The organism is Limosilactobacillus sp. (genome assembly GCF_022651205.1).
In the GTDB taxonomy this organism is placed as follows: Bacteria; Bacillota; Bacilli; order Lactobacillales; family Lactobacillaceae; genus Limosilactobacillus.
In genome coordinates, this window is the sequence record NZ_JALCQI010000024.1 from 1 (window position 1) to 25,321 (window position 25,321).

The window sequence follows — 25,321 nt, forward strand, 5'->3', positions numbered from 1 at the left end:
GAAAGTCCGCACCAGCACCGGTACCATTTCGTAATTCGTCATCCGCAGCGTTTACCATTGCCTGCATTTCGCCGAGTTCGTTATCGTTAACAAATTTCTTTAAGCCTGTACGATCAAATGAAATATGTGTCATTTCCAGAACTTCTTTCTTATTATATTTACACTCCTAATCATACCGAACCATGAAGCCGTTTTCAATTAGAACAGTTAACAAAAATAATTTAGTGAATTTTCCAATATTTTCCGTTCTCTTAATTTGAGAGAGCCTCTCAAAATCCATATAAAAGGAGTAGAAAATGGAACAAACAAGTTCAAGAAAAAGTTGGGAAGAAGCCGGGCTAACCGATGATTTCATCTTCAGTAAGACCTTTCTGGACCCCGAAATCACTTTAGGGCTATTACGTCGAATCTTTCCAACAATGGCAATTAAGGGAATCAAAATTCTCAATAGTCAGCAGGAAATCAAAACCACCCATGATGCTAAGAGTTCTCGTTTTGATATTTACGTTGAAGATTATGATAACCGCCACTACGATGTAGAAATGCAAGTCAAAAATAATCATAATTTACCACAACGGAATCGCTTTTATCAATCAAGTCTTGCAACAGCCACCTATACGAAAGGGAAAACTACATCAAAGCCAATAAATCATTTGTGATCTTCTTTTGCTGCTTTGATCCTTTTGGCCTCGGTGAACAACGGTACGATGTTAGACGGATTATTGAGAATTATCCTAACTACGCATATCAGGATCAAGAAAAATCAGTTTTCTTCGATATTACTAGCCACCGGAAAACAGTTGGTCCGAAGTTGCAAAATGTTCTGGATCTAATAGCTAACCGAAAGCTTGATGAAGAAGATGACTTCATTATAAAATTAAAGAAGAGAATATCGTTTGTTAAGCAGAACCAGGAATGGAGGAGAGAATATATGCTACGGACATTATACGAAATGGATATCGAGAACAAACTTGAAGAGGGCTTAAAACAAGGACACGAGGAGGGTCTAAAGCAGGGACACGAAGAAGGACTCAAACAAGGCATTAAGCAGGGACGTGAACGAGGCATTAAACAAGGCATCAAGCGGGGACGTGAGCAAGGCATCAAGCAGGGACGTGAGCAAGGCATCGAGCAAGGATTAGTCAAAGAGCGTCTCTCCCTAATAACCGACTTAATCAAGAGCGGTCAAACTAAGGAACAAGTTGAAAACTTCTTAATCAATATTCGCCAACTTGATCCTGCAGAAGCCGCTAAGGACTACCAAGAAGCACTGGATAAAATGAAATAACACCCATCAGAACAACAAATAAAAGCACTTCGTAACCGCTAAACATTTTCTTAGTGACTATGGAGTGCTTTTTCAAATGAATTGTATAAAATTTTATTATCTAGTTTTCAACTAATCGTCTAATCCTAGGCAAAGGCAGTAGCGATACTACCAATGACGATTAAAACAATTCCCCAAATAGTGTAAGTCATTTCACGGTGACTCTTGTGTTCGTGAAGAAGCCAAATACCACCAAAGGTTGCAATAATCACGTTTAATTGGGTGAAGATAAATGCTTCAGTAACACCGAGAGCCTTAGCAGAGAAGATGTATGCGAATGCGGCAATCCCCCATGACAAACCACCAAGGATGTTCAGGTACTGTTCCTTTTGCTTAAATGAACCAGCGTTTCCGGAGAAAATTGCATAAATAACGGAACCAAGCAAGATTCCAAGCATTTCTGGAAGGAAGATTCCTTGAGCACTTTCGTTAGCAACAATCGGAATCTTTGGGAATGCTGAGTATACCCAGTAACCGATAGTAGTTACTAATAAGAAGATAAAGTTGCTAGCAGTAACCTTCTTATCTGAATTACCATCAGAAACTGAAGTCATCAAGGCACCAATAACAACGATTGCTAAAGCGATAAATCCAATTGTAAGTGCCCGGGCGCTGTGCCATTCACCGAAGATAATAACCCCAATTAATGAATTACCAACTAACTGTAAAACGGTGGAAAGTGGCATGGTGTTTGAAACACCCATCCGCTTAAAGGAAACGAATTGACCAACCTGACCAATCGTCCATAAAGCACCACATAATACCGAGAACCAGAAGGCGGTCGTACTAACAGCCGGTTGGGTAACTACGTAGGCAATTAACCCAATAATCGTTGCACCGGCACCGATACCGAACATCTGATTAACAGCTGAACCACCAATCTTACCTGTGATTAATGGCATAAGCCCCCAACCAAGCGCTGGGATTAATGCGAGTAAATAGACCATCTTTTTTTCTCTCCTATCAATACATAATAATAAGTACGAGATAGTATTATAAACGGTTGCAAACGTTTACACAACCCTTTTTCACAAAATTTAGTGATGGTCTAAAAGTATACTTACTAATAATTAGCGAAAGAAACCGGTTAATAAATTATTGGTATAAATGTGAAATCTTATTGTTGAGCATTCAGATGTGGGGCATACTGCCGATCAGGCAAGAAGATTGTGAAAGTTGTTCCCTTCTTTGGCTTACTATTAACGGAAATCTTTCCACCATGTAAGTGAACTAGTTCATGGACGATTGGCAATCCGAGTCCCGATTCACCATACTGACTATTGCTCCGTGATTGATCAGCTTTATAGAACCGTTCCCAAATATTCTTTAATTGGTCCTGGCTCATTCCAATTCCGTTATCACTCACTACAAATTCACAACCGTGCTCAACACGGCGGGCAGTAACGTTAATTGAACCCTTATCAGTAAACTGAATGGCGTTTTGAATAATGTTAAACATGATCTGAACAAAGCGGTCATAATCAGCATAAACAAGCAATCCTTCGGGGACATCAATGTTAATCTGATCGCCCTTTTCAGTTGCCCGCTTAGAAAGCTGTTCCTTCAAATTTGACAGAACAGCAGAACAATCAAAGATCTTTCGGTCCATTGAAATCTGGTTGGTTCGAATCTTTTCGTAGTCCAGGTTATCGTTGACCAGTCGGATCAATCGTTGCGTATCCTTCTGCATTAATTCAATACTGTGTTGCCGATCCTCTTCGGGAATTGCATCATACTGTAACCCTTCTAGCAACCCATTAATTGTTGTTAACGGTGTCCGCATTTCATGAGCAGCATCAGCTAAAAACTTCCGCCGTCGCTCTTCCTGCCGACGAATTTCTTGATCAGATTCACGAAGGGCTGTGGTCATCTGGTTAAAGCTTCGGGCCAAATCATCAACTTCATCCTTACCATTAACCGGCACTGTGACCTTATAGTTTCCCTTTGCAACTTGACGAGTGGCAACACGGAGCTGGTCAATCTTCTTCGTAATCGAACGAGCTAGGATATAACTAATTAAAAGGGCCGCCAGAGTAGCGATCAGAAAGGCAATCGCCAGATTGATCTTGAGTTGGTGCATGTTCTCCTCAACAACCGAAACCAGAGTGGCGATCGAAACAACGGCAATCATTTTCTTGTGATAAAAGTATGGTCGAATCACTTCGGTCATTGCAGCATTTTGCTCACCCTTGATATTTGATTGTAACTGAGTAGCCCGTAAATAAATGGTCTTACCCTTTCTTAGCTTCTGCCAATCACTTTTACTAATTTGAGGAGCAAAGCCGTTACTAGCGAAAGTCTGTTTCTTAGTAACGTCAAAAATTGCAAAGTGCACGTGTTGGTTTGACAATAAAGCCGCATTGCTTAGAAGTGCCTGATTTTCAAAACTCTCAAATTTATTGTTTACCGTATCATAACGAACCGCATCTTGAACCAAGCTATCAGAATAAGTCTTCAATTGGTTCCAAGTGTTACGGTACATTGTCTCGTTAGTAACGTTAATAAAGGCTAAACTAAGAACAGCCATTAAAGTGATGATTACCGTAAAAAAGGCAATCATTAGCCGATACAGTAGTTTCATCTTTACTTACCTTCGTCATCGAACTTATAACCGACACCCCAGACGGTTTGGATCACTTGTGGGCCAACTGCTTCTAGTTTTTGCCGGAGCTTCTTAATATGGGCATCAACAGTTCGTTCATCACCATAATACTCATAATCCCAAACAAGCTGGAGCAGTTGAGAACGGGTGAAGACTTGTCGTGGCTTGCTAGCTAGGGTCTTAAGAAGGTCAAATTCCTTCGGGGTAAGATCCTTCACTGGCTTGCCATACATGTAGACCTCACGAGTCTTGGTATCCATCTTAAAGTTCTTCGTCTTGATATCAAAGCGGTCATGTTCAACATGTTGCTTGCCCATTACTGCACCTAAGTGGGACCGCCGTTGAAGAGCCTTGATTCTGGCAATCAATGTGATTGGACTAAAAGGCTTCGTCACATAATCATCAGCACCAATCTCTAGGCCGAGCACCTGATCACTTTCCGAGTCACGGGCTGTTAACATGATCAACGGAATCGTTGGTGAAATCCGGCGTACATCAGCAGCAACCTGCATTCCGTCCTTCTTTGGCAAGTTCAAATCAAGCAACAGGACATCCCACTCATGCGGATCAGCACTAAACTTTTCCTCGGCTTCTACACCATCATAGGCAAACTCGTACTGCCACCCTTCCTTCTTGAAAAACATCGCCATCATTTCGCACACTGATTGGTTATCTTCAATCATTAAAATCTTCATTTCATTCTCTCCTTTGCTCACGGACATTTCCCGGGAAATAATCTTCATATACAGAAAAACCGAGTATGCTGAACCAACAACATCCTCAGTCTCTACAATGTCGATTATTTAATAATGGAGATGACGGGAGTCGAACCCGTGTCCAAGCATATCGCCATTTCAATCTCTACGTTCATATCTCAACTATTTAAATTTCATTAACCAAAACGCCGTTGATCAGGGCAACCATGATTAACTAGCTTGGTAATCTCCTCTTACCACTTCAAGCGTGAGTGATAAGCGTAGTCCACTTCCTATGAAACCCATCACTGCATCATGGACGAACCCAGGATGGATTTACGCGCGCTACTTGTTAGGCAGCGTATGCGTAAGAGTTTGAATTATTGTTTGCAGTTATAATTTAAAACTGAGCGTTTTTACGAAGACGCAACCTTCGAAACGCAATTGAAACTCGACCTATACCTGTCGAATCCAAAAAACATCCCCAAGATACACTATCTATTGTATCATCGCTGGCACTAATTATCCACGTTTTAAACCAATAAACTCCCGGCAGCGGTACAAGACACCACAGCCGGGAGAACTTTAATGTTATATTGTTAAAACGTGTTCCTCAGAAACTTTTACTGCAACTGAGTCTAAACGTGTTCGCAGGAAAGCCCTTACTGCAACACAGTCAAGGACTGTTCACCACGATCGCAATCTCCGTCTAACTATCCCGTCCTTGATTGCAAGACAATCATCGTCCGGGATTTCTTAGTACTCGATTGCTAATTCGTCGTGGTTCACACACTTTTTAATACCAACCATTTGCCATCCAGTGTTGTTGGGCGGCGGTCCAGGATCCGTAGCGGCTGGCAACGTATTGGTCAGCAACACGTTCTTGGTTAGCGGCGGAGTAGTCGCCGTTGAGGTATGAGGCAGAAAGTTGGTACTTACCGATGTATTGACCATTGGTAGCACCGTAGTTACCACCAGATTCACGAGCGGCGATCCAAGCCTTAGCAGCTGCATCGGAGCCACTTACTGTGCTGGTAGCACTTTGTTGTTGACTAGTAGCATTATTATTTTGGGTTGTTGTTTGAGATGATGCTGGTTGAATTTCACCATCGCTCTTGATTACAAGGCGTTGGCCAACGTAAATCTTATTAATGTCCTTGATACTGTTCTTCTGTGCAATTTCATTAACAAGACTGTTATCCTTATTAAACTTGTAAGAAATGCTTGAAAGAGTATCGCCACTCTTAACGGTGTAGATTGTATCAGCGTTAGCAACAGCTTGGGTTGCAACAACACCAAAAGCAATTGCACCAACAGAAGCAGTTAATTTAGCAAGCTTTTTCTTAGAAATCATAAATTCAATTACCATCCTTTTATTTAATTCCGATTCAACAGTTCTTATATTACACGATTAAGATTACCGATATATAACAGCAATTTGTCGTTTGACGGGTTATTGCTAACTATTTGTAAAACTACTGACACATTAAATGTAAAGAATTTCACATTTGACTTAAAAAGCAGGCTAATTACCGTCACTAAGGGAAAGGGATTTGTTTTAGGCAATCCTAACTTAGGACGATTGAAATAAAAAAACTTGTTAAATCAAGGATGACTTTTCGTGAAATCCATGGTTTAACAAGTTAAATTGATAATTTAATGGGTGTTTTTGTTACGATTACATTGCAAAATAACGTTCACAGTACTCAGCAACACCATCTTCATCATTTGAACTGGTGATTGCAGTTGCAACCTTTTTAACTTCGGGAAGACCGTTTGCCATTACGATCCCTTGTTCAGCTGCTTGAATCATTTCTAGATCGTTATCTGCATCACCAAAACTCATTAGGTTAGTGAAATCAAGGCCAAAATGATCCAAGAGCGCCTTCAAGCCAACCATCTTGTTAACCTTTGGTGGTAAGAATTCCATGATCATCGGCTGTGATTGAACGGCATGGTACTTTTCCTTCAGTTCTGCTGGTAACTCACGAATAATTGGGGTGAGCTTCTCTGCGGGAATTGCCATTACGGCCTTACTATAAGTTGTCCCAGGAAGGTCGGTACTCTTAGTATCACGGAATTCGATGTTCTTCAGAACTGTCTTGTAAATTGAACGGGGCTGATCGCTCAATTCATAAACTCGATCGTAGTCCAGAATATCAAGTGGGATTTGTTGTTGGCGAACAAAATTTAATAGTGGTTGAAGGTCATCACGACTCATCCCCAGCTCAAATAGGTGTTCCTTCGACGTGTTATTAATCACTAAGCCACCATTAAACGTAATCGTGTAATCATCAGGCTGCGTCAACCCGAGTTGTTCAATTAGCGGCCAAATAGCATTGATCGGCCGTCCGGTACATAAGACAACATGGATGCCACGAGCATGCAATTCTTTAAGTACCCGCTCGTTTCGTGAACTAATTTCCTTATTACTATTTAAAAGGGTATTATCTAAATCTAATGCAATTACTTTAATCATTTTTCTTCCTCGCTATATCTGCTCGTACAATTTGCGTATTGAAATCCTCTAATAGGTTTAAGAGTTCAACTCCTCGTTCCTTACCGTAAACGCTAAGCCATTTCGAAAAGCGCGCCATTACAAGTGAGCTAATCTGCCGTTCAACCTTTTTCCCTTTATCTGTACTGATTAAGAATAACCGGCGGCGGTCTTCAGGATCAGCTTTTTGTTCAATGTAACCATGGTTTAACAAGGGCCGCAATTGACGTGAAATTGCGCTCCTTGTTACTTCGCGTTCCGCAGCAATATCCATCAGTTTAATCTTAGGATTCTTAACGATTGTTTTCAGAATCATGTACTGTTCAAAGGATAGTGAGTATTCCGCGGAAGGCTCAGAAATAAACGTTCCCAATCCCTTTAATCCAGAAAGGTAAAGGTTAATCGCCTTATCTAATAATTTTTCATTCTCATCCATCAATATTTTACTCCTCAATGCTGTTTCAAGATTGTCTTTGTAACCAGCGCTGCAAAATGGTTATTCCCCTGCTTATTCATGTGGACACCATCCTTAGCGAACCAACCTGATTGCCCATTGCTCATAGCATACCAATCAACTAAGTGAACATTATCATGCTGCTTAGCAATCGTTTGAATCTGATTGTTAACCTGCTGTTGCCAACTCTTTGATGGAATATGAGGGGTTATCCAGTAAATTTGTCGATCTTTCCCGACGACTTTTAGGATCTGGTCAATCGTCTTTTGACTCATTGCACCATTATTTCCCAGGTTAAGAATAACAATTTTATTTAAGTGTCCTTGTTTCTTCAGTTGGCCCAAAACTGCTGGCGTTTGTGAACCCTGACGTCCTACCTTTGCATCAACGTATGCGTGGGGCATTAATTGCTGGAGACTATTAGCAGCATCAAGCATTACAGAATCCCCAACTGCTGTAACCTTTAGCTGCCGTGCCCTTTCAATCTCCGTTTTGCTTAACTGGTACTTCTTCTCAATCGTATCGATCTTTGCCGTCTTAATACCGTGACCCTTGCTTAATTGCTTGTTATGTTCTGCTGTTAATTGGTCATTCTTTTCAATTCTTTTCTGAACATTCGTCTTCTTTGGCTGAACATTTGGCTGACATAAACCGAAGATTGTCGTGCCAACAACTAAGAAAGCAACGATTGCAGTCACAGCCTGTTTCCAGTTAGTAAATTCAATTTTTTGCCATTTGAAATCAGATAACCGGTGCCTTAATAACGGTCGCTCAATCAACTGATATGAGCATTCACTAATAATTATAATTAGTGCAATTTCCTCTACAGCGCTAACAACCGGATGAACCCCAACGTTAATTGCCCGCTCGTAAAAGACAAGTACCGGGTATTGGTAAACGTAAATTCCGTATGAACGTTGACCACACCAAGTAAAGAACGGGTTGGTTAACCATTTGTTCATCTGGCTTTCCGGGTGGAAAATCGTTGCTAACAGAACTATTCCGACAACACTATACAGGAACATTCCACCATGGTAAGTGAATGATGACTGACCATCCAGCGTCGCAAAACCGAAGAATGTGATCACAAGTGCAGCGATCCCAGTAATATCAAGTACTCGTGGATCAATTGCTAGTATTGACTTCTTTAACCGATCAAACGGCCAAGCCAAGCCTAACCATGAACCTAGTAATAATGAAAAGGCCCGGGTATCGGTTCCGTAGTAGACCCGATTGGGGTTTGCTGGCTGATAAAGCACAGCCATTTCAATTGCGGACAGGATCGCTAAACCGAGCACCGCAAATTGAACTATTGACCGTTTTTTAAAGATCTTAAACAAGAAATAAATAATAAGCGGCCACAGAATATAAAACTGGGCTTCAACACCAAGCGTCCAAAGGTGGGTAAATGGTGATTTATTGGTAAACTGGTCAAAGTATGACTGACCATGACCAATTTCCCACCAGTTGTAGACCCACAGAATGTTCGTGACGAATATTTGACGAATATTGTGTAGTAGCTCATGAGCAAAAAGCGTAATGTACGAAATCGTCAGAAACAGCATCGTAATCAGGACCGGGTAAAGACGGTAAAACCGTTTTGCATAAAAGCGCCCTAACCTGAGACTGCGACCTTGTTCAATCCGTTTGCTAAATTGATAAGTAATAAAATAACCCGAAATTAATAAAAATAGCGGAACCCCAAGAAAGCCCCCTCTTACCTGCGTCGGTAATAGATGGTAGACAATTACTCCTAATACAGCAATTGTCCGTAAGCCGTCAATTCCCGTTATATGATGAGGAATCGTCTGGTGGTCGCTAACTTCTTTATGTACGTTCATTAACAGAACCTCCAAGAGATATCCTTTTTATTATAATGTCTTGATAAATTAGTGTATAGAGTTTTTAAAAGAAAATTGGGAGCCTTGGAAAAACTCAGCTCCCTTATATTTTAACCAATATGATTTTCCTTGAGGATTTCATGAACAGCTTCGTCAGCTTCTGGAGTTCTCTTCCATTCTTCCCAGTGATCCATTGATTCATCCTGCATCTTGTAATGAGTATTGATGTAGTGTTCATACTTAATGACATTTTGAGAATGCGGAATATTTAGCTGTAAGATGCGGACTTCTTTTATGAATCCCCGCTCTGCAGCTAATTCAGCCCGACCATTTTGAACCATATTGCCGATCTCAAAATACTTGCTACCATCGTTTCGCGTAATTTCTTCAATCAAATCTAAGACTTCATGTTGTTCTTCCACGATTTAATCTCCCTTCGTTACAAATCCCTTCGTTACAAAATCATTATAACAAAAAAATCATCGTCAAAATGGCGATGATTGGCATAAGAGAGAAAGAGAATTGATTAGAAGGTAATTATTACTTAAATACCTTACAACTATTATGATAGCGGTTTCATATATAGATGTCAACATCTTTTTTACATTTTTACTAATAATTGTGTAGGTTGTTCTTTCTTTTAAACAAAGATGAGGGCGGGAAAAACTAAACGTTTTTTCCCACCCTCTAAATATACTTAATGATCCTCGAACTTACAGAGTTTAATCACGGGAATCCAAATAGGCTCACTTCGTATCGTAACTGAGAGACTCGAGCCTAACGCAGCGAAGCAAGCCTATTCGGCTACGAACGACTCTGATGATTTCATCATCATTCATCGTTCTAGGTTAGTCAACCGTCCCTCCGAGAAAGTTAATTCCCAGCTTCTTATATTACTGAACCGTAACCGACTTTGCGAGGTTCCGTGGCTTATCAACGTCTAATCCCTTACCAAGGCTGGTGTAGTAAGCCAATAACTGTGCTGGAACAACGCTTAGTAATGGGCTAAGCAGTTCATCAACATCTGGCAAGATAATGTTATCGTTATCTTGAGCAAGGTGACGAGAAACAATTGTCATGATATTTGCTCCCCGTGCTTCGGTTTCTTCCAAGTTGCTCCGAGTTAAACCAGCAGTCCGGTCTTGAGTAATAATTCCGATTACCGGAGTGCCCTTTTCAATTAAGGCAATTGTTCCGTGCTTCAATTCACCAGAAGCAAACCCTTCAGCTTGAACATAGGAAATTTCCTTCAACTTCAAAGCGGCTTCAAGAGAAACGGACCAGTCGATTCCCCGGCCAATGTAGAAGGCGTTCCGTGGCTTTGAAAGGTACTTATCTGAAAGATCCTTCAAGATGCTCTTACTATCAGTGAGTGATTGCATTCCGTTAGCAACCAACCCTAATTGGTGTTTAACATCGAAGGCACCTGCAGCTGGCTTATCCATGTATTCACCAAGTGCCTTGGCTAAAATAGCTTCAACAGCGATTTGTGCTGTGTATGCCTTAGTAGAAGCAACCGCAATTTCAGGACCAGCATAAAGCAATTCAGTGAAGGTAGCTTCACGTGACAATGTTGACTTATCAACGTTGGTAATCGTTAAGCTTGGCCAGTTGTTCTTGTTAACGTTAACCAATACCTCACGACTGTCCGCAGTTTCACCACTTTGACTAAGGAAGATAAAGAATGGCTTCTTGGAAAGAAGTGGTTGTTCATAAGCAAATTCTGATGAAATATGAACAGAAGTTGGAATACCAACCAACTTTTCAAAAATCCGGGCACCGATTAAACCAGCGTGGTAACTAGTACCTGCACCAACGATGTAAAGGTGATCAGCATCTGCCATTGACTTTAATAGGTCTTCACTAATTGTTGGCTTGCCGTCTTCATCAAAGTACTTTTGAACTAACTTCCGCATTACTGCTGGTTGTTCATCAACTTCCTTCAGCATGTAGAATGGGTATGCTCCCTTGTCAGCAGCATTTGGATCCATATCAACAGTAAAGGTGTCACGATGCTTTTCGTTGCCATCGAAGTCTTCAATTTCAACTGAATCTGGCTTAACGATAACTAGTTCGTGATCGTCTAATTCCATGAACTTATTGGTTTGCTTCAGCATTGAGGTAGCGTCTGAACCAACCATGTTGTAGCCATCAGCAATCCCGACAAGAAGCGGGCTCTTGTTTTTGGCAACATAGAGGATATCCGGTTGTTCCTTGTCCATCAATACAAATGCGTATGAGGAGTCAGGACTAATTAATTTCAAGACCTTAAGCAAGGCGTCCTTAGTTGATAGGTTCTTTTCAACAACAAACTTATCAACAAGTTGAACGATTACTTCGGTATCAGTTTGACTAACAAAGTGAACGTCTGATAAGTAGTCGGCCTTCAATTGAGCATAGTTTTCAATCACACCATTGTGAACAAGGTAGAAACGTTCATCACTTGAGTATTGTGGGTGAGCGTTTGCTTCGTTTGGTTCACCATGAGTTGCCCAACGAGTATGACCAATCCCTGACATTCCATGAACATCGTCAGTTAAGGCTGCTTCAAGGTTACTAATCCGTCCAGCACGCTTAACAAGGTAGTCATGGCCTTCGTTATCATTTACATATACACCGGCTGAATCGTAACCACGATATTCAAGCCGCTTTAACCCATTAATTAAAATTGATAGACTGTCTTTACTACCAGTCACTCCAACTATTCCACACATAATAGTACTCCTTTGCAAATTGGTATAGACACTTATGAAAGTGCTATATTCGTTTAATACAACTAGTATCATAATGGTTTTAATGGTGGTTGTCAATTCATTTAACTTTAATTGGTATAGTTATGAATTTAGTACAAAAATAGAGGAAGCTGGGAATTAACTTTCTCGGAGGGACGGTTGACTAACCTAGAACGATGAATGATGATGAAATCATCAGAGTCGTTCGTAGCCGAATAGGCTTGCTTCGCTGCGTTAGGCTCGAGTCCCTCAGTTACGATACGAAGTGAGCCTATTTGGATTCTCGCGATTAGACTCTATAAGTTCGGAGATTACTAAGTATAGGTAGAGGGTGAGAAAAAACTAAACGTTTTTTCTCACCCTCCTCTATTAAATAAAGCTTACTACTTAACTTCTACCTCCTGCCGAGCAACGTCAGCAATCCGTTCAACGTATTGGTGAACTAGCTCTGGAGTAGCAGCTTCTGCCATGATCCGTAACAGTGGTTCTGTACCACTTGGGCGAACCAATACTCGACCGTCACCATTCATGTCGCTCTCAACTTCTTTAATTACTGCTTGTAGTTTTTCGTTGTTCATTGCGGCAGCTTTATCAGCAACTTTAATGTTAACGAGTTCTTGAGGATAGTTGGTAACGTCACTTGCTAATTCCTTGAGTGACTTTCCAGTTTCCTTAATTACTGAAAGGAGTTGAAGTGCAGTCAACATCCCGTCACCAGTCGTGTTGTAATCCAAGAAGATGATGTGTCCGGATTGTTCACCACCAAGGTTATAACCGTTCTTTAACATCTCTTCGACAACATAACGGTCACCAACCTTAGTCTTAACACTTGTCATATTGTGGCTTTCAAGGGCTTTGTACATCCCCAAGTTACTCATCACCGTTGTTACAACCGTATCCTTCTTTAATAGGCCATTGTCATCCATATATTTACCACAGATGTACATGATTTTATCACCATTAACAATGTTTCCTTCATTGTCAACCGCGATACAACGGTCGCCATCACCATCAAAGGCGATTCCCAAATCAGCTTGGTTTTCCACAACGGCCTTTTGTAAACCTTCTGGATGAGTTGAACCACAGTTAAGGTTAGTGTTTAACCCGTCTGGTTGGGCATTAATTGGAACAAAGTCAACGTTCATATCCGCAAAGAGGTTTGAAACGAATCCTGAAGTGGCACCATTAGCTGCATCAACAACAACCTTCAATCCAGATAAATCGGTTGAAACGGTTTGTTCAAGGAATGAGGTGTACTTTAATGCTCCCTCATGGTAATCAGCGACGGTTCCCAGACCTTCATCTGATGGCCGTGGTAAATTATCCTCTTCAGCATCCAATAATTGCTCAATTTCATATTCCAAATCATCGGAAAGCTTAAAACCGTCACCACCAAAGTACTTAATCCCGTTGTACTTGATTGGGTTATGACTGGCAGTAATCATGACCCCTGCATCGGCTTCTTGAGCACGAACAAGGTAAGCCACACCGGGAGTAGTAACAACGCCTAGGCGCAATACCTCAATCCCAACAGATAACAGTCCGGCAACCAACGCACTTTCCAGCATTTGACCAGAAATCCGCGTATCACGTGAAACAAGAACTTGTGGCTGCTTCCGGTCAGAGTGACGAGTTAATACGTAACCACCAGCTCGTCCTACCCGAAATGCTAATTCTGGACTCAAATCCTGATTTGCAACTCCACGAACTCCATCAGTACCAAAATATTTTAACTTCATTATTTTTCTCCTCTTAATCTAAGATTTAATCTTCTGAACTTGATTGTGCACTACTACTCGATGAACTATTTGTGCTTGAACTAGTCCGACTTGCATGACTGCTATTTGAACTGGCCTCAGCATCACTACCACTGCTTGATGAACTACTTGAGCCATTACCTTGACCGTGAATTGGAATCGTTACCGTAGTCGTGTTTGGTTCGATCACAACGTTAAGCGTCTGACCATTCTTATCAACGGCTTGCAGTGTTACTGAACGATGTAAATCGGCGGTTGCTTTATTTGGCATTGCAACAAAAGCGATCACCCGGTCAACCTTATTTACTTCTTCCCGTGATCCAGATACCTGAACATGGTCAGTAGCCGTTCGTGGTGTCCCAACCTGGTAATTATTGCTTAGGGAGTGAGAGCTTAATTGAACGACGATCTTCTTCGTAATTGTTTTCCGTGGTTGAACATTAACCGTTACATACTTTGGCTTTACCGTTGCGTGCAACTCAGAGTTTAGTCCACTTGTCTTCACCTTTACACGGTGCTTACCAACACCAACATTAGTAAGGTCAATATAGGCCTTAAAGTTCTGAGTATTCGATGTCGTTGTTACCAACGCAGAAGGACCACTAACCGTCACCCGAACCGTTTTCGGGTAACCACTAATAACATAATTATTATCGGTCGTAATATCAAGCGGCATTTTAATCTCGGCGGTTTTATTAGACATCAACGCACTATCTTGATCGTGCTGTCTAGTATTCTGCCGCAAGAAACCATTGTTCCCGTTATTAACATAGAAAAACAAGAACAAGGCTAGGATAAGAGAAGTGATCCGCAAGACCCATTTATTATTGAAGAATTCCCAATTATTCATTGCTGCCACCTCCCCGGCGACCGAAGAAGGAGAAGATCTTTGTAAAGATGTTGTTATTCTCCTTCTCGGTTGAGTGGTTGTAAAGCTGTGCCCGCAAGAACTTCAGGTAATCATTCCGTGACATGTTCCGAATCAACTCGTTATCCTTGGTGATGGAAACTTCACCTGTTTCTTCGGAAATAACAATCGTCAAGGCATCAGTGACTTCGCTAATACCAACCGCAGCACGGTGCCGAGTACCAAGTTCCTTTGGGATTAACTTACTATCGGATAATGGCAGGTAGGCTGCAGCAACCGAAATTCGATTGTTCTTGATAATTACCGCACCATCATGAAGTGGTGTATTTGGAATAAAGGTATTAACCAATAATGCTCCTGAAATATCAGCATCAAGCGGTATCCCAGTCTCAATATATTCCTCTAGTCCAGTCTTCATTTCAATACTAATCAGCGCCCCAATACGCCGCTTTGACATGTACTGGATCGCTTGGTCTAACTGGGTAATCGTCTCTTCTTCAGTTTCATTAGCTGTCTGATTGTGGGAAAAGAACGTTCCCCTACCAAGGTGTTCCAATCCCCGACGAATCTCTGGCTGGAAGATGATTACAATGGCAATTACACCCCAATTGATGATCTGGTCCATCACCCAAGAAACCGTGCTTAATCCAATATACCAGCTAACAACCTTAACTAAAATAATAATTAAGATCCCCCGGAATAGTTGAACAGCACGCGTCCCCCGGATTAATAGTAGTAATTCGTAAATTAAAAACCAAATTACTAAAATATCAATTAAGTGGATCAGGTTCTGCCAAGTAAACAGTGCTGAGAAAAACTGCATAACTTATCTCACCGTCCTCTAAATTACCATAACATTATATCATTTTATCCAAAAAAGGTTTGGAGTTCATTATTAAAATTCTGGTATCTGAGATAAATTCTGGTATTCTGAACAGTAAGAAGTTTTATCCCGGAAAGGAGGCTAGTTCAATGTTTAAGTTAACCAGGCAATGGCAAATTCGCTTTTTCTTTTGGATTACAATCATCCTACTCAAGTTATACATGCCCAAGCCATTTAACTTCATGGCTTTTAACGTTTTTCTTGCTTATATCCCAGTTGAAATTGGCTTTCAAATGCCACGATTTACTGATCGGCGGGCCCTTGCTTTCTGGGTTAGTCTAATTATCTGGTTACTATTTTATCCAAATACTCCCTATGTCATGACCGATCTTTTTCACCTCTCATGGCTTGAGCCTCATACCAGTATTAACGGGATCCTCAAGTCTGATCCCCACATTTGGTTAATTTTTGCGGTAATGATTCTCTGTGCAGTTAGTTGCCTGTTCTTTGGCCTCTTGTCATTAGATCAAGTTAGTCACCAACTTACCGAATTAACTACTCCCAAACACCCAAAGCTCAAATTTTGGTGGATCATTTTCTTTTCGTTTATCTCCAGTATTGGAATTTACATTGGTCGCTTTCTCCGCTTACACTCGATTTACCTCTTCTTTACGCCAAGTTGGTTCTTCCATCAACTAATGTCTATCTGGTCGATCGACATGCTCAAATTCACCCTCATCCTTACCTGCTTGCAAGTTCTTTCCTATTGGATCCTCAAAACGGTTCAAAAGACAAACTTTATAGACTAAAGAAAAAGACCTAAAGCTGCGTAAATTACAGTTTTAGGTCTTTATTACTAGTTTCTTCCAATAATCCGGACTTCGGTTTCTAGTACAACGCCATATTTGTCTTTAACCACTTTTTGAACATGGTGAATTACGTTTAAGTAGTCAGTTGCGGTCCCGTGATCAATGTTAACGATAAAGCCAGCGTGTTTCGTTGATACTTGGGCGCCACCTGAAGTGTAACCTTGCAGGCCAGCATCGTGGATTAACTTCCCTGCAAAGTAACCCTTTGGCCGTTTAAAGACACTCCCGCAAGAAGGCAGGTCCAACGGTTGTTTAGCGGCACGACGAGCGTTTAAGTCATCCATCCGTTCCGTGATCTTTTCCTTATCGCCCGGCTTTAGTTCAAACGTGGCTTCCAGAACGATCCCGTGATTATCCTGAACACTGCTATGACGATAACCAAAGTCAAGTTCCTCGTTGCTCAATTCTTTTACTTCGCCAGTTGGTAACATTACGGTAACTGATTTAATTGCAAACTGGGTCTCACCACCATATGCACCGGCATTCATAAAGACAGCACCACCAATGCTTCCGGGGATTCCAGCAGCAAATTCCAGGCCGGTTAAACTATGATCCCGTGCCACTTGGGTTGTCTTAATGTAGGTTGCTCCAGCCTGCGCCTTCACAAGGTTACCTTCAGCCTTAATCTGGTTCATCTTCGTTACAATCATTACCAAGCCAGCAATTCCACCGTCACGAACAATGAGGTTACTAGCGTTGCCGATTACGGTTAGTGGAATATCATTGTCTTTAACAAACTTCACCAATTGTTGAACCTGCTCAACGCTCTCAGGGAAGGCAAGCCAATCAGCTTCCCCTCCGGTATGCGTGAAAGTATACTTTGACAGCGGTTCTCGCTTTTTAATATCAATCTCTGGAAATTCCTTAATTAAATCAACCATTGCTTCTTCGTCCTTTATTTTAATCTAATGGTATTGTACCATGTTTGACCGTTAATCCTTTGGCATAAGAACTAAATTACTGTTAAAATTAGATGAAGCTGGGAAATAACTTTCTTGAGGACCTGGTGGGCTAACCTAGAACGACGAATGATGATAAATCATCAGAGTCGTTCATAGTTAGCCTTGAAGGTCCTAGTTATTTTCCGCGATTAGACTTTGTAAGTTTGATAACTAAAATAAAGGGTAAGAAAGGAGATCTCGCTTCGTGAACTTTATTGCGATGGACTTTGAAACTGCAAGTGGGAAGCGATATAGTGCCTGCTCACTAGCACTGACGATCGTTCGCGACAACCAAATCGCTGACGAATTTTATACCTTGATCAATCCACAGACAGACTTTTTCTGGCGGAATATCCAGATTCACGGAATCCATGAGGAAGATGTTCAAAATGCACCAACATTTCCTGAGGTGTGGCAGCATATCAAGCAGTTTTATCGACCAGAACAACTTGTGATTGCTCACAATAATAGTTTTGATAACAGTGTCCTAAAAAACACCCTTCTTCACTACGGCATCCAGCCACCAACATACCAGACCCTTGATACCGTCAAGAGTAGTCGCCAGCTAATTCCTGGACTAAGCAATTATAAGCTAAATACCGTTTGCGATGCTCTACAAATTGACCTCCACCACCATCACAACGCTCTTGATGATGCCCAGGCATGCGCAAACATTCTTCTGTATGAAGCCCAGCACTTTGGTAGCGACAAGTTACGACCATTTATTAATTTTTACAGCTAAAGGAGTAATTAATTGATGAATAATGAAACCATTAACCTATTAGGTGGTAGTTTAACCTTGACTCAGCTAAACGCCATTTTCCAAACCATCCCCGAAGAATTCGACTTCATCGACGAACATGATATCGTTCGCTGGTCTTCCGCTAATAAGCACCGTCTTTTCAAGCGAACTGATGACGACCTCGGTAAGCATGTTCTAGAAGTCCACCCCGGTCACAGTCAAGAACGGGTTAAACAGGTTCTTCAACAAATGCATGATGGTAAGCGGGGCGTCCTAAGTCTAATCATTCATTATCACGGTAAACCAGTCAACATTGCTTTTTACTCCCTTCATGATGAGAATGGTAAGTACATTGGCTGTGTTGAAGTAACTCAAGATGTTTCTGGTCACCAGGAAAAGGGAGCTTGGCTGCACAACATCAAGCAAGTATTGTTCAAACATAAATAGGGATCGAATTGAGAGTGGGACAGAACTAGCTTGCCTAGTTCGTTGTCCCACCTCCGTCGACGCGTAGCTAGCCTATTGGAAGAATGGCTACGACGCGAAGCTAGCCTACTAGGGGTTGGTCAAATGCTGATTTATCAGCGTTTGAACTGCCAGCCAGCTACTGCGCTGTTGCATTATCATATTTAAAATGGTTAGGAGACTGGGTTAATTTCCAGTCTCTTTTTTATTTTTGTTTAAAATCCATCTGGAGAGCCTTCCTGCCAGAAACAAGGAGGTGTTCCCGGACAACAAAGTTCATCTTCTTATACAAGTTAATTGCTGGAACATTATCTTTAAAAACATCAAGGGTAAGTCCAGTCAAACTACTGTAGTTAGCAAACCAGTACTCCGCTTCGTCAACTAATAACTGTCCGATGCCTTGATGCCAATACTTTTTCGCAACAATCACGCCAAGTTCACCAACCTGGGGTTGTTCAGCTAACCGCATCACCGTTACTATCCCGACAATCTCTTCGCCAAGGACGGCTAACAAGATAATGCAGTCATCCGAATCATTGATCACCTGAATGTTTTCCCGCTCTTCTTTGGTGGTTACCTTTTCCAAGTGGGGAATATTAACCGCATCACTCTCGGTAGTGGCCTGGTGGAGAAAAGATAAGATTGCAGTAGCGTTGGCTGGTACTGCTAGTTTAATTTCAACTTCTTCTGCCATCCTAAAGCTCCGCAACTACTTGTTCAAAATGCTGCCCGTGGGGTTCAAATTGGAGCAAACGGGTATTTTCATCATCGGTCCGCTTGAAATGAATTGCCAAGAAGTCGGCTGGCAGTTCATCTTCAACAAATTGGGCCCATTCCACAACGCTAACCCCATCACTGTCAAAGTATTCCTCAAGGCCCAAGTCCTCTGCACCACCGTTCTCAAGCCGGTACGCATCCATGTGATAAAGCGGTAAACGGCCATCATGGTATTCACGGATAATGGTGAATGTTGGACTCTTAATTAGATCGGGAATGTCTAACCCTTTGGCAAGGCCCTTAGTGAAGGTTGTCTTTCCCGCACCAAGATCACCATCCAAGACTAGGACATCGCCTGCCTTTAGCAAACGACCAATGTGCTCACCAAGATTAATTGTCTTTTCTCGATCAGTTAACGTAACTTGTTTCATTCTTACCGCTCCTCAAATTTTCTGTTACCATTGTAGCCGATTTTCAATTGGGATGCATGCTTTTAAAACAATAACGAGACCGAGGTGGTTCTCAGTCCCGTCACTTAAATATCTATACTTTTTAGAGTGCTTGAGCTGCTGTAATAATAGCAACCTTGTAAGCATCGTCTTCGCTGCATCCCCGTGAAAGGTCTGCAATTGGTGCGTTCAATCCTTGTAAGATTGGGCCAACAGCAGTAAAGCCGCCGAAACGTTGAGCGATCTTGTAACCAATATTCCCGGCTTCAAGACTTGGGAAGACAAAGACATTGGCATGACCTGCAACCTTGGAACCTGGGGCCTTCAATTCACCAACTGAAGGAACAACAGCGGCATCAAATTGCATTTCACCGTCAGCAGGAAGGTCTGGAGCAATTTCGTGAACCTTTTCTGTAGCGTCAACAACCTTGGTTACCATATCACCCTTAGCGGAGCCCTTGGTTGAGAAGCTCAAGAGGGCAACCTTAGGATCAATGCCAAAGAGCTTAGCGGTTTCGGCACTTTGAACAGCAACCTCTGCCATTGTGTCAGCATCTAATTCAATGTTGATCGCACAATCAGCAAAGATGTAGCGTTGATCATCCTTTTGCATTAAGAATGCGCCACTGATCCGGTGAGCATTAGGCTTTGTCTTAATAATTTGCAATGCAGGACGAACCGTTGAACCAGTTGAGTGAACCGCACCAGAAACCATTCCGTCAGCCTTACCCATGTAAACAAGCATGGTTCCAAAGTAGCTAACATCTTCGAGCATTTTCTTAACTTGTTCAGGAGTGTTCTTCCCTTTCCGCCGTTCCAAAAGGGCATCAAACATTGCCTTTTGGTCAGCTTCTGGATACGTTGCCGGATCAATAATTTGTAATCCGGTAATGTCGAAGTTATTCTCTTGAGCGGTGGCATCAATCTCACTCTTTGTTCCGAGTAAGATTGGTTCTACTAAGCCGTCCTTCTTTAAGCGAACAGCAGCACCTAAAATTCGTTTATCAGCACCTTCAGGGAAAACGATCGTCTTGTTTTGTCCCTTTACCTTTGCAGCAATTTCATCAAATAAATCCATCTACAAGAACCTCCTTATTGGTGATTAAGCCTTACCGTCAACTATCGGTTGATCCGGTAATTGCCAATCAATTGGCTCCTCTCCCATTGCGCGAAGTGCTTCATTTGTCTTTGAAAATGGTTTTGAACCAAAAAATCCGCGGTGAGCTGAAAGCGGGCTCGGGTGTGCTGATTCTAAGATAATATTTGTCTTAAGGTTAATCAGCTTTTTCTTATCCCGTGCTGCCCTACCCCACAAAATAAAGACAACTGGTTGAGGACGTTCGGACAATGCATGAATCGCAGCATCCGTTAATTGTTCCCAGCCATGCCCCTTGTGCGAGAAGGCCTGGCCTGCGCGAACTGTTAAGACCGAATTCAAAAGCAAAACACCCTGATCAGCCCATTTCTTTAGGTAACCATGTTGAACCGGATGACAACCAACATCACTTTGCAATTCCTTATAAATATTTTGCAATGATGGTGGAACCGGAATCCCCGGTAAAACCGAAAAACTGCATCCATGAGCCTGGTGAGGGCCATGATACGGATCTTGACCTAAAATGACAACTTTAACCTTACTAAAAGGCGTCCACTCAAAGGCCTCGAAAATATGATGCATCTCCGGATAAATTGTCCGATGGCTATATTCTTCTTTTAAGAAATTATGTAGCTGTGCATAATAAGCACTTTTGAATTGGGGTTTTAAAACGTCCCACCAATCATTATGAATAAGTTGTTTCACGATTCTAGCACCTCACCTAATATTTTAGCATAACTAGTCAGAAGAAGGAGTGATAATTGAAAACGCTTCGTAAAGTTATCATTTTCAGAATTAAACTGGTACAATAATGATATTAATATGTCTTAAAGGAGCGGTGATTGGATGCGGCAACTCTATCTACGCGATCATGATACGGATCTTCACGGAACAACCGTAATTCGTAACTATCAAGGACGTTCACTATACCTTCTAGTAGGTAAATGGGGGACGCTTCATGATGTTTTATCTCTATATTCCATTTCTGGCGATCTGCTCGCTGAAGTAAAGCAGCTTAGCTTTGGCATTATCCCGAAGTTTGCTCTATTCAAGGATCGGCAAAAGGTCGGAACCATCAGCAAGTCACTTGGCTTTGTTCGTGAAGTAATTTATATCAAGGGACTCAATTGGGTTGTCGTTGGCTCACCATTTTCCGGTAAGTACCGGGTCTTTAGCAAAAATCACCTTGTCTTTTCAATTCAGCCGGTAGCTTTCACTGGAGATTACTACCATGAATTAAAAGTTAAGAATGAAGACGATGAACCACTAGCAATCCTAATTGCCAGTGTTCTTCAACATTGGGCACGACGAAAACAATCATCCCCACTCCGCGTCCATTGGGGAAGTGTCGCTACTGGAAACGATACCTGCTTAGGTTACCAAGTTGAACCATCGCAATTTAAGAAGCGACGATAATATAAAAGTGCCATTCAAAGAGCGGTTGGATCTTTGAATGGCACTTTTTGGTTGAGTGAGTGGTTCTAGTGTAACCGAGTCGAGATCGGTTCGCCCTAACCCTCCTCGAGCTTCTACCGTAACAGAGCCAAAATGAGTTCGCCAGGAACTTGCTAGAGCTTCTACTGTAACCAAGTCAAGATCGGTTCGCCGCGACCGCCACCTCCGTCTAATTAGTCCAGACTCGATTGCAAGTCAATCATCGTCTGGACTTCCTTAGTACTCGGTGGCTAATCCGTCGCGGCTCACACTCTTTTCACTACCCTCTCCATCTCACGCTTAGCTTCGCGGCGTTTGATGGATTCGCGTTTGTCGTACTCGTGTTTACCTTTAGCGAGGCTGAGAAGGACTTTAGCGTAACCGTGTTTGATGTACATCTTTAAGGGCACGAGGGTAATCCCTTTATCTTGGAGTGCCCCGGTGAGTTTATGAATTTCTTTTTTATGAAGCAACAGTTTCCTGTTCCGTAGCGGGTCTTGGTTGAAGAATGTCCCGTTATCGTATTCGCTAATGTGGACGTTCATTAACCATGCCTCACCATTCCGAATCTGGGCAAAACCATCTTTCAGGTTAACCCGGTGGGCACGGACGGACTTAATTTCCGTTCCGGTCAGGACTATCCCTGCTTCATAGGTATCCGTCACAAAATAATCATGACGGGCTTTTTTATTCTGAGCAATTAAATTATTATTGTTTTCTTTCTTTTTGGCCATGGTATCCCTCCATTAGGTCAAAATACTAATGCCGACGGCGCCGGTGTCCCTCGTGATCACGGGAGCTATTGTGGTGCCGGGTTTGACCACGATTGATTTGGCGATTATTCCGGTTGCCATTCTCGTGACCATCGTGTTTCCACTTTCCCTGAGTATTACGGAAATGGCCACCCTGACCGCCATTCCGGTTATTATTCCCCCGGCGACCATTACCGCGACGACCACCACGACGGTGATCATCATTATGTGGAACCCGAATCTTAGTTGTTGGGGCTTCTTCAGGGTTAACTAACTGGAAGTCGATTTCACGAAGGTCTTTATCAACCCGCATCAATTTAACCTTGATTGGTTGACCAATTTGGAAAATCCGGTGATGACTCCTTCCAATTAAAGCTAGGTGCTTCTCGGAATACTCATAATAGTCATCATTCATTACACTAATGTGAATAAGCCCTTCAACGGTATTTTCCAGTTCAACGAATAAGCCGAACTTCATGACCGAGCTAACAACGGCATCGAACGTCTCACCAACGTGATCTTCCATGTATTCAGCCTTCTTCATACTGTCAACATCACGTTCGGTATCAATTCCCCGGCGTTCAGCAAATGATGTGTGTTCAGCAATTTCTGGCAACCGATCACGCCAGGCAGCTTTAGCATCTTCACCCTTACCGTGTTTGTCATACCACTTAATCAAGCGGTGAACAGTATCATCTGGGTACCGCCGAATTGGTGACGTAAAGTGAGTGTAGTACTTTGCTCCCAAGCCAAAGTGACCAACTTCCTCATCGGCGTACTTAGCTTGTTGCATACTCCGCAACATCATTACCTGAACCATCTGCTCTTCCGGCTTCCCGGCAACTTCCTTCAACACATTCTGGAGCATCTTCGGCTTAACATTATTTATGTCACCATGAGCATTAATCCCGAAGACACTTAAGAACTCAAAGAAGGATTTAATCTTTTCGTTGTCTGGCTGCTCGTGAATCCGGTAAAGAAACGGAACGTGTTCTTTATAGTAGTGTTCCGCAACTGTTTCGTTAGCGGCTAACATAAACGACTCAATCATCCGTTCGGCTAACCCGCGTTCACGGAGTTGGATATCGATTGGGTGTCCCTGATCGTCCACGATAATCTTGGCTTCAGGCGCTTCAAAGTCAATTGCTCCTCGACGCTTCCGGGCATTGAGCAAGATCTTATGGATGTCCCGCATCGTTTCAAACATTGGGACTAACTCTTTGTACTGGGCAATCGTCTTGGCATCGTGTGACTCAAGGATCCGGTTAACCGCCTTATATGTCATCCGGGCATGGGACCGCATCACACTTGGGAAAATCCGGTGATTAACAATCCGTCCCTGTTCATCAATCTCCATTTCACAACTCATTGAAAGTCGTTCTTCACCAGGATTTAACGAACAGATACCGTTAGATAACCGTTTAGGAAGCATTGGGACAACCCGATCCGTAAGGTAGACGGATGTTCCCCGCTTAAACGCTTCCTTGTCTAGGGCTGAACCAGGCTTAACGTAGTGACTAACATCCGCAATGTGGACCCCAAGATGGTAATGACCGTTATCCATCTTCCAAGCAACAACCGCATCATCCAAGTCCTTAGATTCAATTGCATCAATCGTTACTAGTGGTTGTTTAGTGATGTCTTCCCGGTCCTTTTTCTCCTCAGGCAAAACTTTTAACGGAATCTTATTAGCCTCATCCATTGCTTCCTGTGGAAATTCATGGGGAACATCATGAGCGTAAATTACCGAAAGGATATCAATTCCCGGTTCGTCCTTGTCACCGATTACCTCGGTAACTGCACCGGTCATCACTTGTGGTGCTTCATCATCGGGATAGGTTGCTACTGTTGCGGTAACCACTTGCCCATCCATCGGCTTTAAGCCCTGGCTGTTAACAAAGAAACGGTAATTAGATAGTTTCTTGTCCTTTAACAGGATTTCACCAATGTAGCCACCAACAGTTTCTTGCTTAAATTCACCAACAATTTGGTCATAATTATGCTCAACGATCTTCAGAACTTGTCCTTCAGGTCCCTGATCACTTCCTGGCTTAGCAGTACGGAGAATCTTTACTTCTACCTGGTCACCATTTAGCGCGTGCATTGTGTGATCAGGATTAATGTACATATCCGGTAAATCAGGATCGTAGTCAACAAAACCGAATCCCTTATCGTTACCGTGGAATGTTCCAACAATTGCTTGGGGTTTGATTACCGCTTGAAACTCACCGCTGTCAGTCACCATTACTTTATTTTGCCG

25 protein-coding genes and 1 other RNA gene are annotated in these 25,321 nt (G+C 42.2%); 6 read left to right on the top strand and 20 right to left on the bottom strand.

The genetic code is table 11. The features are described from left to right. Positions 1–296: 296 nt before the first annotated feature. Together LKJ51_RS05725 and LKJ51_RS05730 are read left to right on the top strand one after the other, a co-directional pair. Positions 297–659, top strand: coding sequence for a PD-(D/E)XK nuclease family transposase (locus LKJ51_RS05725; protein ID WP_291980161.1), 363 nt, complete (start codon positions 297–299; stop codon positions 657–659). Beyond that, positions 656–1,288, top strand: a complete 633-nt coding sequence (locus tag LKJ51_RS05730) for a hypothetical protein (protein ID WP_291980162.1) — start codon at positions 656–658, stop codon at positions 1,286–1,288. Before LKJ51_RS05725 ends, LKJ51_RS05730 begins: the two co-directional genes overlap by 4 nt. A 125-nt stretch (positions 1,289–1,413) precedes the next feature. Here the strand turns inward: LKJ51_RS05730 and LKJ51_RS05735 are convergent, their stop codons facing one another. The 13 genes from LKJ51_RS05735 to cdaA all read right to left on the bottom strand — a co-directional run bounded on the left by LKJ51_RS05735 (position 1,414) and on the right by cdaA (position 15,596). Further along, positions 1,414–2,274 carry a GRP family sugar transporter gene (locus LKJ51_RS05735; protein ID WP_291980163.1) on the bottom strand — a complete coding sequence of 287 codons (861 nt, stop codon included), beginning with the start codon at positions 2,272–2,274 and terminating at the stop codon, positions 1,414–1,416. Positions 2,275–2,444: 170 nt separating this feature from the next. After that, the gene (locus LKJ51_RS05740) at positions 2,445–3,908 is read right to left on the bottom strand and encodes a sensor histidine kinase (protein WP_291980164.1); all 1,464 of its coding nucleotides are present in this window, start codon (positions 3,906–3,908) and stop codon (positions 2,445–2,447) included. 2 nt (positions 3,909–3,910) lie between these two features. Continuing rightward, positions 3,911–4,624 carry a response regulator transcription factor gene (locus LKJ51_RS05745; protein WP_291979160.1) on the bottom strand — a complete coding sequence of 238 codons (714 nt, stop codon included), beginning with the start codon at positions 4,622–4,624 and terminating at the stop codon, positions 3,911–3,913. Positions 4,625–4,736: 112 nt separating this feature from the next. Continuing rightward, positions 4,737–5,110, bottom strand: a transfer-messenger RNA (tmRNA) gene (gene ssrA, locus LKJ51_RS05750). A 310-nt stretch (positions 5,111–5,420) separates the two neighbouring features. Continuing rightward, the gene (locus tag LKJ51_RS05755) at positions 5,421–5,978 is read right to left on the bottom strand and encodes a LysM peptidoglycan-binding domain-containing protein (RefSeq protein ID WP_291979162.1); all 558 of its coding nucleotides are present in this window, start codon (positions 5,976–5,978) and stop codon (positions 5,421–5,423) included. Between the two features lie 324 nt (positions 5,979–6,302). Then, a complete protein-coding gene (locus LKJ51_RS05760; RefSeq protein ID WP_291979159.1) occupies positions 6,303–7,103 on the bottom strand; it encodes a Cof-type HAD-IIB family hydrolase in 801 nt (266 codons plus the stop codon). Then, positions 7,096–7,557, bottom strand: coding sequence for a MarR family winged helix-turn-helix transcriptional regulator (locus tag LKJ51_RS05765; protein WP_291979158.1), 462 nt, complete (start codon positions 7,555–7,557; stop codon positions 7,096–7,098). The genes LKJ51_RS05760 and LKJ51_RS05765 overlap by 8 nt, the downstream gene beginning before the upstream one ends. Before the next feature lie 14 nt (positions 7,558–7,571). Continuing rightward, positions 7,572–9,416: an acyltransferase family protein gene (locus tag LKJ51_RS05770; RefSeq protein ID WP_291979157.1), complete on the bottom strand. Its 1,845-nt coding sequence runs from the start codon at positions 9,414–9,416 to the stop codon at positions 7,572–7,574. A 110-nt stretch (positions 9,417–9,526) separates the two neighbouring features. Beyond that, positions 9,527–9,838, bottom strand: a complete 312-nt coding sequence (locus tag LKJ51_RS05775) for a hypothetical protein (RefSeq protein WP_291979156.1) — start codon at positions 9,836–9,838, stop codon at positions 9,527–9,529. Between the two features lie 471 nt (positions 9,839–10,309). Further along, positions 10,310–12,130: a glutamine--fructose-6-phosphate transaminase (isomerizing) gene (glmS, locus tag LKJ51_RS05780; RefSeq protein ID WP_291979155.1), complete on the bottom strand. Its 1,821-nt coding sequence runs from the start codon at positions 12,128–12,130 to the stop codon at positions 10,310–10,312. 401 nt (positions 12,131–12,531) lie between these two features. Next, positions 12,532–13,887 carry a phosphoglucosamine mutase gene (gene glmM / locus LKJ51_RS05785; RefSeq protein ID WP_291979153.1) on the bottom strand — a complete coding sequence of 452 codons (1,356 nt, stop codon included), beginning with the start codon at positions 13,885–13,887 and terminating at the stop codon, positions 12,532–12,534. A gap of 25 nt (positions 13,888–13,912) precedes the next feature. Then, on the bottom strand, positions 13,913–14,755 hold the full coding sequence (locus LKJ51_RS05790; RefSeq protein WP_291979152.1) for a CdaR family protein: 843 nt from the start codon (positions 14,753–14,755) through the stop codon (positions 13,913–13,915). Continuing rightward, on the bottom strand, positions 14,748–15,596 hold the full coding sequence (gene cdaA / locus LKJ51_RS05795) for a diadenylate cyclase CdaA (RefSeq protein ID WP_291979151.1): 849 nt from the start codon (positions 15,594–15,596) through the stop codon (positions 14,748–14,750). Before cdaA ends, LKJ51_RS05790 begins: the two co-directional genes overlap by 8 nt. A gap of 149 nt (positions 15,597–15,745) precedes the next feature. Between cdaA and LKJ51_RS05800 the strand changes: the two genes are divergently transcribed. Continuing rightward, positions 15,746–16,405: a DUF1361 domain-containing protein gene (locus LKJ51_RS05800; RefSeq protein ID WP_291979150.1), complete on the top strand. Its 660-nt coding sequence runs from the start codon at positions 15,746–15,748 to the stop codon at positions 16,403–16,405. A 47-nt stretch (positions 16,406–16,452) separates the two neighbouring features. Here LKJ51_RS05800 and murB read toward each other — a convergent pair whose 3' ends face one another. Further along, positions 16,453–17,346: a UDP-N-acetylmuramate dehydrogenase gene (murB, locus tag LKJ51_RS05805; RefSeq protein ID WP_291979149.1), complete on the bottom strand. Its 894-nt coding sequence runs from the start codon at positions 17,344–17,346 to the stop codon at positions 16,453–16,455. Between the two features lie 265 nt (positions 17,347–17,611). Between murB and LKJ51_RS05810 the strand changes: the two genes are divergently transcribed. After that, positions 17,612–18,148, top strand: a complete 537-nt coding sequence (locus tag LKJ51_RS05810; RefSeq protein WP_291979148.1) for a 3'-5' exonuclease — start codon at positions 17,612–17,614, stop codon at positions 18,146–18,148. Positions 18,149–18,163: 15 nt separating this feature from the next. Further along, positions 18,164–18,595 (top strand): PAS domain-containing protein, encoded by a 432-nt coding sequence (locus tag LKJ51_RS05815; protein WP_291979147.1) that lies wholly within the window; start codon positions 18,164–18,166, stop codon positions 18,593–18,595. 223 nt (positions 18,596–18,818) lie between these two features. On the opposite strand, the gene LKJ51_RS05820 is transcribed toward LKJ51_RS05815, so the two are convergent. The 4 genes from LKJ51_RS05820 to LKJ51_RS05835 form a co-directional block, all read right to left on the bottom strand. Next, the gene (locus tag LKJ51_RS05820; protein ID WP_291979146.1) at positions 18,819–19,307 is read right to left on the bottom strand and encodes a GNAT family N-acetyltransferase; all 489 of its coding nucleotides are present in this window, start codon (positions 19,305–19,307) and stop codon (positions 18,819–18,821) included. A gap of 1 nt (position 19,308) precedes the next feature. Beyond that, positions 19,309–19,761 (bottom strand): tRNA (adenosine(37)-N6)-threonylcarbamoyltransferase complex ATPase subunit type 1 TsaE, encoded by a 453-nt coding sequence (gene tsaE / locus LKJ51_RS05825; RefSeq protein ID WP_291979145.1) that lies wholly within the window; start codon positions 19,759–19,761, stop codon positions 19,309–19,311. Between the two features lie 121 nt (positions 19,762–19,882). Next, positions 19,883–20,857, bottom strand: a complete 975-nt coding sequence (gene pta / locus LKJ51_RS05830; protein WP_291979144.1) for a phosphate acetyltransferase — start codon at positions 20,855–20,857, stop codon at positions 19,883–19,885. A 24-nt stretch (positions 20,858–20,881) separates the two neighbouring features. Then, positions 20,882–21,580, bottom strand: coding sequence for a uracil-DNA glycosylase (locus LKJ51_RS05835; protein ID WP_291979143.1), 699 nt, complete (start codon positions 21,578–21,580; stop codon positions 20,882–20,884). 141 nt (positions 21,581–21,721) lie between these two features. Between LKJ51_RS05835 and LKJ51_RS05840 the strand changes: the two genes are divergently transcribed. Beyond that, positions 21,722–22,291 carry an LURP-one-related/scramblase family protein gene (locus LKJ51_RS05840; protein ID WP_291979142.1) on the top strand — a complete coding sequence of 190 codons (570 nt, stop codon included), beginning with the start codon at positions 21,722–21,724 and terminating at the stop codon, positions 22,289–22,291. A 284-nt stretch (positions 22,292–22,575) separates the two neighbouring features. Here the strand turns inward: LKJ51_RS05840 and smpB are convergent, their stop codons facing one another. Together smpB and rnr are read right to left on the bottom strand one after the other, a co-directional pair. Further along, positions 22,576–23,043 (bottom strand): SsrA-binding protein SmpB, encoded by a 468-nt coding sequence (smpB, locus tag LKJ51_RS05845; protein ID WP_291979141.1) that lies wholly within the window; start codon positions 23,041–23,043, stop codon positions 22,576–22,578. 25 nt (positions 23,044–23,068) lie between these two features. Further along, on the bottom strand, positions 23,069–25,321 hold a 2,253-nt coding region (gene rnr / locus LKJ51_RS05850; protein ID WP_291980165.1), incomplete at its 5' end, for a ribonuclease R.

Coding starts and splice junctions, on each gene's coding strand:
- LKJ51_RS05725 (WP_291980161.1), top strand. CDS start 297: ATGGAACAAACAAGTTCAAGAAAAAGTTGGGAAGAAGCCGGGCTAACC.
- LKJ51_RS05755 (WP_291979162.1), bottom strand. CDS start 5,978: ATGATTTCTAAGAAAAAGCTTGCTAAATTAACTGCTTCTGTTGGTGCA.
- LKJ51_RS05815 (WP_291979147.1), top strand. CDS start 18,164: ATGAATAATGAAACCATTAACCTATTAGGTGGTAGTTTAACCTTGACT.
- LKJ51_RS05765 (WP_291979158.1), bottom strand. CDS start 7,557: ATGGATGAGAATGAAAAATTATTAGATAAGGCGATTAACCTTTACCTT.
- glmS (WP_291979155.1), bottom strand. CDS start 12,130: ATGTGTGGAATAGTTGGAGTGACTGGTAGTAAAGACAGTCTATCAATT.
- glmM (WP_291979153.1), bottom strand. CDS start 13,887: ATGAAGTTAAAATATTTTGGTACTGATGGAGTTCGTGGAGTTGCAAAT.
- pta (WP_291979144.1), bottom strand. CDS start 20,857: ATGGATTTATTTGATGAAATTGCTGCAAAGGTAAAGGGACAAAACAAG.
- LKJ51_RS05735 (WP_291980163.1), bottom strand. CDS start 2,274: ATGGTCTATTTACTCGCATTAATCCCAGCGCTTGGTTGGGGGCTTATG.
- murB (WP_291979149.1), bottom strand. CDS start 17,346: ATGGTTGATTTAATTAAGGAATTTCCAGAGATTGATATTAAAAAGCGA.
- LKJ51_RS05840 (WP_291979142.1), top strand. CDS start 21,722: ATGCGGCAACTCTATCTACGCGATCATGATACGGATCTTCACGGAACA.
- LKJ51_RS05790 (WP_291979152.1), bottom strand. CDS start 14,755: ATGAATAATTGGGAATTCTTCAATAATAAATGGGTCTTGCGGATCACT.
- LKJ51_RS05760 (WP_291979159.1), bottom strand. CDS start 7,103: ATGATTAAAGTAATTGCATTAGATTTAGATAATACCCTTTTAAATAGT.
- LKJ51_RS05740 (WP_291980164.1), bottom strand. CDS start 3,908: ATGAAACTACTGTATCGGCTAATGATTGCCTTTTTTACGGTAATCATC.
- LKJ51_RS05800 (WP_291979150.1), top strand. CDS start 15,746: ATGTTTAAGTTAACCAGGCAATGGCAAATTCGCTTTTTCTTTTGGATT.
- LKJ51_RS05745 (WP_291979160.1), bottom strand. CDS start 4,624: ATGAAGATTTTAATGATTGAAGATAACCAATCAGTGTGCGAAATGATG.
- LKJ51_RS05820 (WP_291979146.1), bottom strand. CDS start 19,307: ATGGCAGAAGAAGTTGAAATTAAACTAGCAGTACCAGCCAACGCTACT.
- cdaA (WP_291979151.1), bottom strand. CDS start 15,596: ATGCAGTTTTTCTCAGCACTGTTTACTTGGCAGAACCTGATCCACTTA.
- tsaE (WP_291979145.1), bottom strand. CDS start 19,761: ATGAAACAAGTTACGTTAACTGATCGAGAAAAGACAATTAATCTTGGT.
- smpB (WP_291979141.1), bottom strand. CDS start 23,043: ATGGCCAAAAAGAAAGAAAACAATAATAATTTAATTGCTCAGAATAAA.
- LKJ51_RS05770 (WP_291979157.1), bottom strand. CDS start 9,416: ATGAACGTACATAAAGAAGTTAGCGACCACCAGACGATTCCTCATCAT.